Annotated in this window: 16 protein-coding genes and 1 pseudogene; 14 read left to right on the top strand and 3 right to left on the bottom strand. The window is 55.0% G+C overall.

Going from position 1 to position 14,751, the window contains the following annotated elements:
- The 6 genes from WD823_RS11200 (at window position 1) to WD823_RS11175 (ending at window position 3,975) form a co-directional block, all read left to right on the top strand.
- Window positions 1-1,179 (top strand): CaiB/BaiF CoA transferase family protein, encoded by a 1,179-nt coding sequence (locus WD823_RS11200; protein WP_368429579.1) that lies wholly within the window; start codon window positions 1-3, stop codon window positions 1,177-1,179.
- 229 nt (window positions 1,180-1,408) lie between these two features.
- A complete protein-coding gene (locus WD823_RS11195; RefSeq protein WP_368429578.1) occupies window positions 1,409-2,083 on the top strand; it encodes a transposase in 675 nt (224 codons plus the stop codon).
- A 219-nt stretch (window positions 2,084-2,302) separates the two neighbouring features.
- Complete coding sequence (locus tag WD823_RS11190; protein ID WP_368429577.1) at window positions 2,303-2,557, top strand: AbrB/MazE/SpoVT family DNA-binding domain-containing protein; 255 nt, start codon at window positions 2,303-2,305, stop codon at window positions 2,555-2,557.
- A 53-nt stretch (window positions 2,558-2,610) separates the two neighbouring features.
- On the top strand, window positions 2,611-2,871 hold the full coding sequence (locus tag WD823_RS11185) for a type II toxin-antitoxin system PemK/MazF family toxin (RefSeq protein ID WP_368429761.1): 261 nt from the start codon (window positions 2,611-2,613) through the stop codon (window positions 2,869-2,871).
- 517 nt (window positions 2,872-3,388) lie between these two features.
- Entirely contained in the window at window positions 3,389-3,661 is a 273-nt protein-coding gene (locus tag WD823_RS11180) for a helix-turn-helix domain-containing protein (RefSeq protein ID WP_368429576.1), read from the top strand.
- Window positions 3,662-3,672: 11 nt separating this feature from the next.
- Window positions 3,673-3,975: a HigA family addiction module antitoxin gene (locus WD823_RS11175; protein ID WP_368429575.1), complete on the top strand. Its 303-nt coding sequence runs from the start codon at window positions 3,673-3,675 to the stop codon at window positions 3,973-3,975.
- A gap of 73 nt (window positions 3,976-4,048) precedes the next feature.
- On the opposite strand, the pseudogene WD823_RS11170 reads toward WD823_RS11175, so the two are convergent.
- Window positions 4,049-4,825: pseudogene (locus WD823_RS11170) on the bottom strand (formate/nitrite transporter family protein); the annotation flags it as partial.
- A gap of 251 nt (window positions 4,826-5,076) precedes the next feature.
- On the opposite strand from WD823_RS11170, the gene WD823_RS11165 reads away from it, so the two are divergent.
- The 8 genes from WD823_RS11165 to WD823_RS11130 all read left to right on the top strand — a co-directional run bounded on the left by WD823_RS11165 (window position 5,077) and on the right by WD823_RS11130 (window position 14,108).
- A complete protein-coding gene (locus WD823_RS11165; RefSeq protein ID WP_368429574.1) occupies window positions 5,077-6,114 on the top strand; it encodes a hypothetical protein in 1,038 nt (345 codons plus the stop codon).
- Window positions 6,115-6,173: 59 nt separating this feature from the next.
- Window positions 6,174-7,676, top strand: a complete 1,503-nt coding sequence (locus WD823_RS11160; protein ID WP_368429573.1) for a hypothetical protein — start codon at window positions 6,174-6,176, stop codon at window positions 7,674-7,676.
- A gap of 170 nt (window positions 7,677-7,846) precedes the next feature.
- Window positions 7,847-8,092: a hypothetical protein gene (locus WD823_RS11155; RefSeq protein ID WP_368429572.1), complete on the top strand. Its 246-nt coding sequence runs from the start codon at window positions 7,847-7,849 to the stop codon at window positions 8,090-8,092.
- A 61-nt stretch (window positions 8,093-8,153) separates the two neighbouring features.
- Window positions 8,154-8,426: a hypothetical protein gene (locus WD823_RS11150; RefSeq protein WP_368429571.1), complete on the top strand. Its 273-nt coding sequence runs from the start codon at window positions 8,154-8,156 to the stop codon at window positions 8,424-8,426.
- A 400-nt stretch (window positions 8,427-8,826) separates the two neighbouring features.
- Window positions 8,827-10,590, top strand: coding sequence for a glyoxylate carboligase (gene gcl / locus WD823_RS11145; protein ID WP_368429570.1), 1,764 nt, complete (start codon window positions 8,827-8,829; stop codon window positions 10,588-10,590).
- A 42-nt stretch (window positions 10,591-10,632) separates the two neighbouring features.
- Window positions 10,633-11,406, top strand: a complete 774-nt coding sequence (gene hyi / locus WD823_RS11140; RefSeq protein ID WP_368429569.1) for a hydroxypyruvate isomerase — start codon at window positions 10,633-10,635, stop codon at window positions 11,404-11,406.
- Window positions 11,407-11,495: 89 nt separating this feature from the next.
- On the top strand, window positions 11,496-12,377 hold the full coding sequence (gene glxR / locus WD823_RS11135) for a 2-hydroxy-3-oxopropionate reductase (protein WP_368429568.1): 882 nt from the start codon (window positions 11,496-11,498) through the stop codon (window positions 12,375-12,377).
- Window positions 12,378-12,875: 498 nt separating this feature from the next.
- A complete protein-coding gene (locus WD823_RS11130; protein WP_368429567.1) occupies window positions 12,876-14,108 on the top strand; it encodes a methyl-accepting chemotaxis protein in 1,233 nt (410 codons plus the stop codon).
- Between the two features lie 87 nt (window positions 14,109-14,195).
- Here WD823_RS11130 and WD823_RS11125 read toward each other — a convergent pair whose 3' ends face one another.
- Together WD823_RS11125 and WD823_RS11120 are read right to left on the bottom strand one after the other, a co-directional pair.
- Window positions 14,196-14,453 carry a hypothetical protein gene (locus WD823_RS11125; RefSeq protein WP_368429566.1) on the bottom strand — a complete coding sequence of 86 codons (258 nt, stop codon included), beginning with the start codon at window positions 14,451-14,453 and terminating at the stop codon, window positions 14,196-14,198.
- Window positions 14,454-14,505: 52 nt separating this feature from the next.
- A complete protein-coding gene (locus WD823_RS11120; protein ID WP_368429565.1) occupies window positions 14,506-14,727 on the bottom strand; it encodes a hypothetical protein in 222 nt (73 codons plus the stop codon).
- Window positions 14,728-14,751 lie beyond the last annotated feature (24 nt).

Here is a 14,751-nt window from a genome sequence, read left to right as displayed (position 1 = left end):
ATGTTGCCGCTGGCGGGCATCACGGTCGTTGCGCTCGAACAAGCCGTGGCCGCGCCGTTTGCCACGCGCCAACTCGCGGATCTGGGCGCGCGCGTCATCAAGGTCGAGCGCCCCGGCACGGGCGACTTTGCTCGGCGTTATGACAGCACTGTTAAGGGATTATCCAGCCACTTTGTCTGGCTCAATCGTTCCAAAGAGAGCCTGACGCTCGACCTCAAGCATCCAGAAGCGGCGGCCATATTATCGAAGTTAATCGATCAGGCGGACGTGTTTGTGCAAAATTTGGCGCCCGGCGCGGCCGCGCGGTTAAATCTCGAGGCCAAAACCCTCACCGCGCGCCACCCGCGCTTGATCGTGTGCGCTATTTCCGGTTACGGCAGCAGCGGACCATATCGCGACAGGCGCGCGTACGACCTGCTGGTCCAATGCGAAACCGGTCTTGTTTCCACCACCGGCACGGAAGACACCCCGTCCAAGGCCGGAATTTCCGCGGCCGACATCGCCGCCGGCATGTACGCCTACAGCGGCATTCTCACGGCTCTGTACCGCCGCGAGCGGACCGGCCGGGGCGCGGCTCTGGAAGTCTCCTTGTTCGATGCGCTCGGGGAGTGGATGGGCTACCCGGCTTATTTCACCGCCTACGGCGGCACGGCGCCCGCGCGCACCGGTGCCAGCCACGCCACCATCGCGCCCTACGGGCCGTTTGCCACGGGTGACGGCAAAGGGGTGAATCTCGGCATCCAGAACGAGCGCGAATGGACACGCTTCTGCGAATCGGTGCTGCAACAGCCGGCGCTCGTCACTGATTCACGCTTTTGCAATGTCACTAACCGCGTTGCCCACCGCGCCGCCCTGGACGCGGCCATCCGCGAAGTGTTCGGGAAACTCACGCGCGCTGAGATCGTCGCGCGGCTGGATCGCGCCCAAATCGCCAATGCCAGCCAGAACACCATGCAGGAATTCTGGGATCATCCCCAACTCGCCGCGCGCGACCGCTGGCGTAATGTGGGTTCGCCCGTCGGACCCATCAGGGCGCTGCTCCCGCCGGTGCTCATGAACGATGCCGAATCACGCATGGACCCCATCCCCGACGTGGGCGAGCATACCGAAGGTATTCTCAAAGCATTAGGTTATACCGCCGCGCAGATCACTGAATTGCGCGCAGAGGCGGTGATTTAAGTTATATTTATACTTATCAAACGATGAAACTTTCAAGGACTCTGAGGCAGCTCCCTCTCCATGGACAGTTGGTTAAGCAACAACTCCAATTAACCAATAGGGTCAGACTCGAATTAACCAATAGTAACCAATAGTAACCAATAGGGTCTAGTAACCAATAGGGTCAGACTCGATTGAAACAGACTGACCGAGTATAGTTGCCACAAGAATAACGACAACGGAGCTATCCATGGCCCGCCTGCCCCGTTATGTGCTGCCCGGACAGCCGCAACACGTCATCCAGCGCGGGAACAACCGTGGTGTCACCTTCTTCGCCGCGGAAGATTACGCTTCCTACCGGGAGTGTCTCCGGGAAGCCGGTGACAGGCATGGCTGTGCCGTGCATGCGTATGTGTTGATGACCAACCACGTGCACTTGCTGCTCACGCCGGACACTCCTTCCAGCATCGCCAAAGTGATGCAATCCGTCGGCCGCCGCTATGTGCAATACATCAATTACACCTATCGGCGTACCGGCACATTATGGGAAGGACGATACAAGGCCACCCTGATCGACAGCGAGCCGTATCTTCTCATTTGCTCCCGCTACATCGAACTCAATCCGGTGCGCGCCGGTATCGTGGCACATCCGTGCGATTACCCGTGGTCCAGTTATCGCGCGCATGCACACGGGCAAGCGGACACACTGATTCGCGATCACGCTCTATACCAAGCGCTCGGAGAGACAAACAGCGGATGTCAGGAAGCCTACCGGGAATTATTCAAGGTGCAGCTCGATCCGGCAATTGTCAATCTTATCCGGGAATCGACGAACAAGGCCTGGGCTTTGGGCAACGAGCGGTTTCGGGAGGAAATCGAGGCGGCGTTACAACGTCGAACACGCCTACACTTAATTTGGGCGTGATGAAAATTGACGAGAATGAAACGCAAATACCAGAAATTAATTACAAGTTAGGCATATATGCAACTGGATCGCATTTCCAATAAACCGGAAGTGGGTCAGGGGTCAGACTGAGGCGTACCCGTTTAAGGTGAAGGTGTGGCGTATTGGCGCCAGACAATGGGCGTTTGACACAAGCTCCATGTGTAATTACTATGTGGTTACAGGCGAATATGGGCGAATATGAAAGCGAATATTGTCAGAATCGGCAACTCAAAAGGAATACGTCTCCCCAAACCGGTCCTCAAGCAATGTGGATTGGAAGAGAGCGTGGATATTGAGATCGAAGGCAACCGGTTGGTGATTCGCCCAGTTCGCCGCCCACGTAGCGAGTGGGGGAAAGCCTTTATGAAGATGGCCCAGCATAAGGACGATACCTTGCTGGATCGGGACACATTACAAGCCACCACGTGGGATAAGGCCGAATGGCGCCGGTAGCGTCCCGCTTCGAGATTTATCTAGTTAGCCTGGATCCGACTTAGGGTCACGAAATACGCAAAACTCGACCTTGTGTTGTTATTTCACCCGATGAGATGAACCACCATATCGGCACAGTCGTTATTGCGCCCATGACGACCAAAGGACGGGATTACCCCACGAGAGTTCCCGTCAATTTCCAGCGCAAGAAAGGCCAAATCGTACTCGACCAAATCCGGACTGTTGATAGGGTCCGTTTGATAAAACGTCTTGGCAAAATCGATAAAGCTGTTTCCAACCGTGTGCTTGGAGTTCTGCAAGAGATGTTTGCTTGATGCAATAAACCTATAGGTTCAGACTCAATTGAAACCGACTGACCGGCTATAGTAGCCATAAGAAAAACGACAACGGAGCGAATCACGGCCCGACTGCCCCGCTATATCTTGCCCGGACAACCCCAACACATTATCCAGCGCAGTAACAACCTCATTTGAGCTATTTCTCAGCCGTTACTTGACGCTATACGTCATTGACGTATAATCTCAACCACGTACAGCTTTGTCGAGACACGACTCTTCTCCAAACAAGTAGGTGAGTATCTGTCCGACGAGGAGTACACCGCGCTGCAAGGCGCGCTCATGGCCGACCCGCAAGCCGGTGATATTGTCCCCGGGGCTGGCGGGATACGTAAGATTCGTTGGTCCGTGCGCGGACGAGGCAAACGCGGTGGTGTACGAGTAATCTACTTCGCAAAGATTCAGGAAGGTGTCATCTGGATGTTGTCAATTTACGCTAAAAACGTCATTGAAAACATTCCGGCTCACGTCCCGCGGAAAATTAAGGAGGAAATCGATGGCTAAGCGCAAGCGCAATATCGGCATGGAAATTCTGAAAGGCATTCGGGAAATCAAGCGTGGCGAGCATGGCCGCGTCATTAACCTGCCTTCGGTGGCGACAATCCGGGAGGGCACGGGCTTATCGCAGTCACGCTTTGCCAGCTTGTTGGGTGTTTCCGCACGTACCTTACAGGAATGGGAACAAGGCCGGCGCGTCCCGTCTGGGGCAGCGCGCACGTTACTTATGATCGCTGCCAAGAACCCCAAGACGCTGAAAGAAGTCGCATAATTCACGACTAGATGAAGAAAACCAAGAGCTTCAAAATCGATATGGCTATGCATAACCCGGCTCATCCTGGCGAGGTACTCCGCGAGTATCTCCCGGATGACATGACAGTAACTGAGGCGGCGCGCCGGTTGGGTGTTACCCGGCAAGCGCTATCGGCCCTGCTGAACGGCCGTGCCGGAGTGAGCGCGGAAATGGCGCTGCGTCTGGCTCAGGCACTCGGTACTAGCGCGGAAATATGGCTTTCCATGCAGACTGCTTATAATTTGTGGGAGGCAAAGCGCAAGCCGCCAAAGGTTAGCCACATTGCGGCATAAATAATAAAAGGGTAAAAAAGGGAAGGCAGGATTAATCTGTAATCACTCTTCCGAGATCGACCAAAAATATGCCTCAGGGCATCACTCCCTTGCCCTTGCCACGGATGTAGACAAAGTAATAAACCAGGGCCACCAGCACCGAGCCGCCGAAGATATTGCCCACCGTGACGGCGAGCAGGTTATGCAGAAATCCACCGAAGTTGAGGGTAGTTGCCACGCCGATCTCCGGTACCGCCGAGGCGGCCAGCATGCCGATCGGAATGAGGTACATGTTGGCAACACTGTGCTCAAAGCCCAGGGCCACGAACGCGGTGATGGGAAACACGATCGCGATTGCCTTGTCGGTGACGCTGCGCGCGGCCATGCACAGCCACACCGCGAGGCACACGAGTGCATTGCACAAGATCCCGCGCGCCAGCGCTTCGGACAAAGACAAAGACGTCTTCGCCACGGCGATCTTGACGGCGGTTGCGGCCACGGCGTTATCGCCTAAGGCCAGACAGCCGGTAAAGTAAAACAATCCCACCGTGCCCAGGGCGCCGACCAGATTGCCCGCGTAAACCCACAGCCAGTTGCGCAGCAAGGCGCGCGTAGTGACCTTGCGATCGGCCCACGCCATCGCGATCAGATTGTTGCCGGTGAAGAGTTCGCCGCCGCCCACCAGCACGAGAATGAGCCCAAGGCTGAACGTCACGCCGCCAAGCACGCGCGCCGGACCGAGTCCGGCGCCGCTGCCGGTAATCGTGAGCGTATAGAACATCGCCCCGAAGGCGATAAACGCCCCGGCCAATATCCCCAGGACTAAGGTTTGTGGCACCGGCATCTGGCATTTCATGACCCCGACGGTGGTGACTTTGGTGGCGACCTAGGCGGGGGAAAAGGCATCCGTGGAAAAACGTTCGACAGCCATGGCAAGCTCCTGGCCCCGTCGAGACGGGGGGCGGTATTGTTGATTATCAGGAAAGGGAGCGTAACCGTGTGCGTCATTTCATGCAAAATGGGAAATGCGGCGGTGGATGCATAACCACGGACTGTCCTCTATCATTCATGCTCCGCTGAATAAGACACCAGGGTAAGGTATTGGAACCCAAGGGAGACGCGATGGACACATGGATGAACGTCGTTTTGGGTTTGCTGTTTGTGGCCACGGGCCTGGCCAATCTGCTGCTCATGTACCGCATCTGGGGCTATCCCTTCGACCAGGCCCAGCTAAAGAGTAACGCGCCGCGGTCTTTGGTCCTGGCCCACCGGATCACGGGTTATGTATTTGTCGTGATCTATCTCTACCTGATGAGCCAGATGTTGCCGCGCATCTGGCATTACCAGATCGAGCTGCCGGCGCGCAGTGTCATGCACCTCACGCTTGGCTTGGCGATCGGTATTATTCTGATCATCAAGATCGCGATCGTCCGTTCCTTCAAGCATCTTGAATCCACACTAGTCCCGGCACTGGGTACTGGCCTACTCATCTGTACCGCGCTGCTGGTGGGATTGTCCGTGCCGTTCGTGCTCAAAGAACAATACCTGAGCCAACAGGCCTTCGGCACGGTGTTGTCGCAGAGCAATCTTGAGCGGCTCAAAGCGCAGTTGCCGCGCGCGGGTTTCCCGCCCGAGGCCGATCTCAACGAGTTGGCCTCGGTCAGTGGGTTGCAGAAAGGTAGACAGGTGTTGCTCAGCAAGTGCGTGCAGTGCCATGACCTGCGCACGGTGCTGGTGCGCCCCAAGACGCCGGAAGCTTGGCTGCAAACCGTGAACCGCATGGCCGACCGCGCCGTCATCGGCAAGCCGATTGACACGCGCGAGCGCCGGTACGTCGCCGTTTACCTCGCGGCCATCTCGCCGGATTTGCGCCAAGCCGTGCTGGCCAAGCGCGAGGAAGAACTCCAGAAGCAGGAGGCGATCGAGGCGGTGCGCCGTCTGCCGAAGGGGCAGCGCTTCGACATGAGTGTCGCCAAGCAAACTTTTGAGGCGAAGTGCTCCCAGTGCCACGATTTGCCGGCTCCCGAGCTTACTTCTGTAGCGGAAGTGAAAGCGCTGGTCGCGCGCATGGTGGACAATGGGTTGATGGCGAGTCCCGATGAATTCGGGCAGATTGTGTTCTATCTCAGCGCGAACTTTACAGCTCCCACAACAAAATAATGGAGTCAGGTTTTGAATAAATAGACAGAATGGATTCCCTAAAATCGATGAAAGATAGCGTGAATCACCTGCTGAAGGCAGTAATCCTGTTTTTGGGAATCCTTGTCGCCATAAACGTAGTTTACGCCGGACCCGGCGTGGGCCGAAGCGGGAGATGGTTTACCTACGATGACAAGCCCATATATCTTGTTGGATTTGATGCTCAGCAACTCGCGGCGGATCCTGCAATCGACATTACCGCTGTCTTGGACAAATTCTCCGAGTTTCGGATCAATAAAATACGAGTTTGGACCTATTGTTGGTTCCTGGGTGATGCAGGATATACGCCATGGCAGAAAATTAACGGCGTTCACAATCTTGATGCGTGGGATGATGCCGTCTATTGGCCACGCATGCGGTTGCTCGCGGCAGAAGCGAGGGCAAGGAAAATAGTCGTCGAGGTAACAATATTTGCTCCCTATCCGAACACGACAAATTACTGGTGGGACTTGCCGAAATTCAAAAATGCCTGGAACAAGGATTTTAACAGCAATTCTGCTTTCACCTCATTAAATGGTAGAGGTCATGTTTATCCCGAGTTCTACAACCTCAATAACGATGAACGCTCAAGCCGGGGAAAATCTCTAAGATCTTATCAGCAAGCGTTGGTTGATAAAGTCGTCGCCGAACTTGAAAAATTCGACAACGTCTATTTTGAAATTGCCAACGAATTTGCCGTGGATGGATACGGGGCGCCCAGTAACGCCATCATTGACAACTTGCAACTTCGTTTATGGCAAGAAAACTGGGTGCAAAGAATCAGCACCCTGACCTCTCGTTTAATCTCAGTTCACAGCGATACGGATGGACTTGGCCAGGGGACACCCATTTGGAACGATAATCGTCAAATTGACATCCTAAACTTTCGATTTTTAAATGCCACACCCAAAGATATTTCCGATATCCTGCGTAATTCGGGCGCTCAATCGGGAAACAAAATTCTCACTATCAATGAAACCGATGGTGGCCGAGGTAAAAGCTATTATCACGATCTCGATTTACATACTCGTTACGCGTGGGGAATGTTTCTATCCGGTGGGCACATCGCATTTTATCAGGATGATTCGAGGCGAGTCTTAACCGACCCCGATTGGGAAATGGGCGCCAATCGACTTAGAGTCTTACGGGATATCGCCGAGTCTGTTCGTTTTTGGGAGATGTCACCGGTCAATCCAAAAGATGGGAGTGAGTACGACAGCCTGATTACGCAAGGTCCGGCGGAAGATTGGCAAGTTCTCGCCACTCCCGGTTCTCAATATGTGGTGTATTTTTGGGGCAAGAAATTATCTACGAACGCTGAAATTAATTTACCAACCGGTAGTTATCGCTATGATTGGTACGACGTGCGCAATAAGAAACTTCTCGGGAAGGGTACGGTGACAGGCGGCGGTAACACAGTGATCGCTTCTCCTTCAATTGATTCGTGGCAAGGTAATTCAGGGCTGGCGCTGGTTATTAAAGACAATAACAAGAAACTTACAGAGCTAACCGATTATCACGAACACCTAGTTTTAATTCCATAATCCTGATTTCAGGCCAAAGTGATGTTTTCGAGGGTTTTTCGCGCCCGCGCCAGTCCTACAGGTATGGGGACTCCGACGCGTGCGTCGCGGTCAATCTTTACAATACTATTGATCCCGCGGATTCGTTGTGACTATCATAATCGTGTTAACATTCAGGGAGCGCAGCAGCCATGCCGGAAATCTCGATTAGATTGCCTCCTACCTGGCTCAAGCCGGATGGAACGCCTGTCTCGTGTGTCGAAAAAATCAAGGTGCTGAATGAAAATTTCATGGATTTGCGCCAGGCGGCCGCGGATGTTCTGGAAGACGCCATTCTCATGGGTTGCAGCGAGCCACAGATTCGGGCGGTGCTGCACGAATTGGTGGATGATTTGGTCAGCCGCTACGATGAAGCTTCTTCGGGAATACCGGACTGAGGCATTTTGTTAAAGTGTTCAATAATGTCAATCCAATCCATATTTTTTCCAGGTGTAAAACATGACCAAAGCCGTAATGAAGATTAGCGACGATGTCGATGTCAGTTACATGCCGGAAGCCCGCGCCTATACCAAGCGCGGGGCGACGGTGGCGGTTAAAATGGACCGGCCTTTCTCGGTGACCACGCAATACGGTGTCGTCATTCAAGGAGACGCCGGCGACTATCTCTGTCAGGGTCCGGTGGGGCCGAAAGATAAATACCCATGCAAGGCATCGGTGTTTGAAAACACCTACCTCGACTCGTCGATTCTGTATGACGGAAATGTAGGCTAGACCGTCTTTCGACAGTAAAGACAACCGGAGTGTAGATTTCCAAATCGTGACCCGAGCGGGAGACTCGGTGCGGCAGTTCTCTTTTTCGTTAACCAGCGGTTAGCAACGCGTTCGATTATCCGGCTGGGCCGATCATTTCCAGAGCCACCGCCCGCTTGATTAGACGGCTGCTCTTGAAAAAGTATCGATGTTCACCGTGAAACCGAGATCGCTGAAGGTGAGAGGGGGGTTATGTATGTCTTTGTTCTTTCAAGCCTCTGAGCGGTGCTTTCACAGTTGCGAGAAGAAGCGGTGTCGCGGTGATGACTGGATTTCATGACCCGTAAGAATGTGCTTGATATCGCATGAGGGAAAAACGATCATCGCACGAAACGATTTCTAATTATTTGGAGACATAACCATGGCGAAGATGACTGCCGCCGAAGCCGCTGTGCGTGTGCTGGAAAGCGAGGGAGTAAACCTGGCATTTGGAATACCGGGCGCTGCCATCTTGCCGTTTTACGACGGGTTGCGAAAAAGCCGGATCCGGCACGTGCTGGTACGGCATGAAGAGGGCGGGACGCACTCGGCGGAGGGATACGCGCGCGCCAGCGGCAAGGTCGGCGTGAATATCGGAACCTCGGGCCCGGCCGGTACCAATATGATCACGGGACTTTATTCGGCGAGTGCCGACAGCATCCCGATACTCTGTATCACCGGTCAGGCGCCGACGGCCAAGTTCTTCAAGGAAGATTTTCAGGCGGTCGATATCGCCGCCATCGCGAAGCCGGTCACCAAGTGGGCGTTCACGGTCATGGAAGGTAACCAGGTTCCGTGGGCGTTTCGCTATGCCTTTCATATCATGCGGTCCGGGCGTCCGGGGCCGGTATTGATCGATTTGCCGCTGGATGTGCAGAAACAGATTATTGAATACGACGCGGATACGGATGTCCCGATGGATATCTTCAAGCCGCGCGCCCAAGAGTCGCAAATCAAAAAGGCCCTGGATATGCTGTGTGCGGCCAAGCGCCCGCTGATCGTCGCCGGGGGCGGCATCATCAATGCCAATGCCTCCGAGCTGCTGGTCGAATTCGCGGAGATTACCCATACCCCCGTGGTGCCGACCCTGATGGGTTGGGGCACGATTCCCGATAATCATCCGTTGCAGGCCGGGCAGGTGGGTTTGCAAACCCAGCATCGCTACGGCAACGCCTCGTTTCTGAAAAGCGATTTCGTGCTCGGCATCGGCAACCGGTGGGCCAACCGCCATACCGGCAGCATTGAACGCTACACCAAAGACCGCATATTTGTGCACGTGGACATCGAGCCCACGCAGATCGGCCGCGTATTCGGTCCCGAACTTGGCATCGTGTCGGATGCGAAGTATGCGCTGGAGGCGTTCGTGAAATTGGCGCGCGCGTACAAGAAAACGGGGAATTTGCCGGATCGCCATGCCTGGGTGGCGGAATGCCAGGAGCGGCGCCGGACCATGTTGCGCCGCACGGATTTCGACAACGTGCCGGTCAAACCCCAGCGCGTGTTTCAGGAGATCAACGCGGTTTTCGACGACAACACGCGCTTTATCACCGCGATCGGTCTGTATCAGATCGCGTCAGGACAGTTTCAAAAAATCAACCGGGCGCGCAATTATATCGTCTGCGGTCAGGCGGGTCCGTTGGGCTGGGAGGTATCTGCCTGCCTGGGCGCGAAATTGGCGGAACCCGGCCGCGAGGTGGTCGGGGTCGTGGGCGATTATTCGTTTCAGTTCCTGGTCGAGGAATTGGCCGTTGCGGCCCAGCACCAAATCCCGTTCGTGCTGGTACTGCTGAATAATTCCTATCTCGGACTGATACGGCAGGCGGAAAAGGCGTTCAAAATGGACTACCAGGTCCAGTTGAGTTTCAAAAACATCAATTGTGAGGAAATCGGCGATTACGGCGTCGATCACGTGAAGTTGGCCGAGGCCCTGGGATGCAAGGCCTTCCGGGTGTTCGATCCCAAAGAAATTGCCCCGGCGCTGCAACAGGCCCGTGAACTGGCTGAGGAGCTTAAAGTGCCGGTTCTGGTTGAGGTCATAACCGAACGGGTCACCGATATCGCCATGGGTCCGGAAATCGATATGGTCAAGGAGTTCGAAGAAATCATCGATTTGCCGACGTCGGATAAAATTGACGCCGCGGCCTAGGCCGTTGGATGCGTGACCTACTTTTCCCAGGAGATTGAAGGAATGCCCAAGTTTGCCGCCAATCTGACCATGATGTTCAACGAAGTGGATTTTATGGAACGCTTCGAGGCCGCCGCCAAATCCGGATTCAAAGGGGTGGAGTATTTGTTTCCCTACGCCTACCCGAAGGAGCAATTGGCGGAGAAATTAAACAAGCACGGCCTGACGCAAGTTTTGCATAATCTTCCCGCCGGGGATTGGGGCGGTGGCGAACGGGGGATTGGCTGCCTGCCGGATCGCGTGAATGAATTTCAGGAAGGGGTCGGCAAGGCGATCGACTATGCCAAGAGCCTGGGCTGCAAGCAAATTAACTGCCTGGCCGGTATTGCACCAAAAGGTGTTGATGCCGGAAAGATACGGTCAACGCTCGTGAGCAACCTCAAATTTGCCGCCGACAAACTCGGCCAGGCCGGAATTCATCTTCTGGCGGAACCGATCAACACGCGTGACATTCCGGGATTTTACCTGTGCCATACCAATCAGGCGCTTGAGATTTTCAAGGATGTCGGCTCGGATAATTTGTATCTGCAATACGATATTTATCATATGCAAATCATGGAAGGCGATTTGGCACGTACGATTGAGACCAATCTCAAACGGATTGCCCACATGCAGTTGGCGGACAACCCGGGTCGTCACGAACCGGGAACCGGCGAAATAAATTATCCCTTTCTGTACAAATTCATCGATGGTCTTGGGTATAAAGGATGGATCGGTTGCGAATACAAACCGAAAACAACCACTAATGAAGGATTAAGCTGGTTCAAGAATCTGTAGGTGAATCGGCACAGCATTTTACTTCGTAAGGTGATGCTGAACTGACATCAATCAGGAATCATGTAACGTAACAGGAATTTGGAGGAAACATGAGCAAGATTGGATTTATCGGACTGGGCATCATGGGCCGCCCGATGGCGGGACATCTGCAAGCGGGCGGTCACAACCTGTTTCTGCACGACATCAATCCTTTGCCCAAGGAGTTGCTCGACGGCGGCGCGGTCGCCTGCAATAGCGGCAAGGAAGTGGCCAAGAACGCCGAAATAATCATCATCATGGTGCCGGATACGCCGCATGTGCAGGCCGTTCTGTTCAATGAAAACGGCGTGGCCGAAGGTTTAAGCAAGGGAAAAATCGTGGTGGACATGAGTTCGATATCGCCGGTCGAAACCAAGCAATTCGCCAGGCGCATCAATGAACTCGGTTGCGAATACCTCGACGCGCCCGTCTCCGGCGGCGAGGTCGGCGCTAAAGCGGCGACGCTGACGATCATGGTTGGCGGTGAACAGAAAACTTTCGATAAAATCAAGCCGCTGTTCGAATTGATGGGCAAGAACATCACGCTGGTGGGCGGTAACGGCGACGGGCAGACCTGCAAGGTGGCCAACCAGATTATCGTCGCGTTGAACATCGAGGCGGTCGCCGAGGCCCTGTTATTCGCCTCGAAAGCGGGCGCGGATCCGGCCAAGGTTCGGCAGGCGCTCATGGGCGGGTTTGCCTCCTCCAAGATTCTCGAAGTTCACGGCGAGCGGATGATCAAGCGCACGTTCAATCCCGGTTTTCGGATCAGCTTGCACCAGAAAGATCTCAGTTTGGCGCTGTCAAACGCCCGGTTGCTGAAAATCAGCCTGCCGAATACCGCCAACGCCCAAGAATTGTTCAATGCCTGCGCGGCGCACGGCGGCAGCGACTGGGATCATTCGGCGATGGTGAAGGCCCTGGAACTGCTGGCCAATCACGACGTCGCCTGATCGATTGAGGTGTTAGGCTTGGCTTGGTTTCGAGTAGAGGATCTACCGGTTTCGCTTGGTTTTTCCCGGGCAAACCCAGCACCCCATTCAGCGCGGCCGCAACCGCATAGCCGGTACTTTGCCGGCGGTATTTACCTTTTCTTATTTTAAGTATGCTTAGAATATCAAGGTAAGCTGACGCTGGCCCAATATCCCCGGTTTCCTTCAGCTGAATCGGCCCTGCCGAATTGTTGCAGCGTGCATCCGGCCATCAGCCGTCGTATCCGGTGGATCGGTTTACGTGTGGCACGGCTAATGTCCCAATTCCCTCTTGGGCATCGCAACGGGGAATTACTGGATAGTCCGGCCCCTAACCCGCTAAATTCACTGATTTCTTGGGCTACACTTCGTAGTATCCAGGTCGTATGCCTGGCTTTACGGCTGCGACGCAAATTCAAGGCAAATCCTTCCCGCCACACACGATAGTGGCGCGGGAAATAATTCTGACAGGAACTGATTATGGATTGGATTTTCAAGCCCGCCGTGGCCATGTACATCAGACTTACCAATATGGCCCGGTTTCCGATTGTCGGTGGATTTTTTATGATCCCTCTGGCGATCGCGATTTATCATGCCTACGCGGATCTCACCAGGGCGGCGCTCATCGGCATCGGCGCCACTTTGCTGCTCGCGCTCTATTTCCTCGGCGGATTGTATTTCTCTTCCAAATATGGCTGGCGCCATGTCAACCGACTGGCAAAGCGCATCGACGAACACGATCTGAGCGAAATCGAAGACCAGGGAACCAATCTTAGGCTGTTGCGCGGCCAGTTCGGCCAGACATGCAAAACTCTCAATCAGGCGCTCGCCAGCCTGCGCGAGATCGTGGGTCAGGTAGCCGTCAGTGCCGAAACCATTCGCGTTGCGGCAAATGAGATCGCCGCCGGGCATGTGAATTTATCGCAGCGCACCGAGGAGCAGGCCGCGGCACTGGAAGAGACCGCCGCGGGAATGGAACAACTGTCAGGGTCGGCAAAACTGAACGCGGAAAATTGCCAGCAGGCCAGCGGCCTATCCAAAAGCGCCAGCGCGATCGCCGAGAAAGGCGCGCATACGGTGCGCAAGGTAGTCGAACGCATGGCTATGATCGAAAAGAGTTCAAAAAACATCGGGGACATTGTCGGCCTCATCGAGGACATCGCTTTCCAGACCAATCTGTTGGCGCTCAATGCGTCGGTGGAGGCGGCACGGGCTGGCGAGCAGGGCCATGGGTTTGCCGTGGTGGCGAGCGAAGTGAGAAACCTCGCTCAGAGAAGCACCCAGGCGGCCAAGCAGGTCAAGGAGTTGATCAAGGAATCCGCCAGCGACGTCAACATAGGCAGCGAGCTCGTGGCGGAAGCCGGCGAAATCATCGACAACATTGTCACGAGCGTGTCCAAAGTGACTGAATTGATCGGTGAGATCGCGGCCGCCTCCCAGGAGCAGAGCACGGGGGTGGATCAGATCAGCAGGACGCTGGCGCAGTTGGATGACGTCACCCAACAAAACGCCTCCCTGGTGGAAGAGACCACGGCTGCCACGCTCGCTTTCGAAGCCGAGACAAACCGTCTGGATTCCCTGGTCAAGCGATTCAAATTTGCGGGTCAGCCGCAGAAAAAAGCCAGCGCCAAGCCGATATTGTCGAAATCACCCCCGGCGATACAACCGGCCGCCGCGTTTCCAGGGCGTCCCCGAGGGGTCAGGGCAAGCTAAGAAGCCTGTGGATGCGTACTGCCACCCCGGTCGACGGGTGGAATCACTGGATCACGCACGATCGCACTGTTTCAAGGACAGCGTGATTTATTCAAGCGCGGAAAATAATCGTACCAATTCAGCCGGTATGCCGTCGCGTGTCAGCCCGATCTTCGCAAGTTGCGCGTCATCCATGGCGTAATATCGATCGGCCCGATTCGCGACAATATTGGCGATTCGGAACGTTGTTACGATCTTGACAACGCCTTGACCGATCGGTGTCAGCATTTCGGAAAGGGCGAACCCACCTGATTTTAGAGCCGGCAGCGCTTCGGCATAGGCAGCGCTTTCAACCTTAGCATCCATCGAACAATCTCCTCGTAAAGTTAGAAATCTATTCTGGCGCGCAGCGCGTCGCCTATTGGCACGTTCCGTGTGCGTGCCGCTTTGCCGCGGCCTGGCACAGGGCGCCGCCATCCGGCGCTTTTAAGTTCCCGGCACGAGGGCGTCTACGGCCGATTAACTGCCGGACGCCAGCGGCGATAGCCTCGCTACGCAGTTGCCGGGCATGCCTGACATGCCACTCGATTTCATCAGGTGTCGGGGCGACATAACTCAATTTCTCGACATCAGTGCTCATCGATACCTCCTTGCGTTTAACGCG

This window comes from Sulfuricaulis sp., from assembly GCF_040901545.1.
In the GTDB taxonomy this organism is placed as follows: domain Bacteria; phylum Pseudomonadota; class Gammaproteobacteria; order Acidiferrobacterales; family Sulfurifustaceae; genus Sulfuricaulis.
The sequence above is the reverse complement of the archived record's forward strand: the minus strand, read 5'-3'. Positions and strand labels throughout refer to the sequence as shown.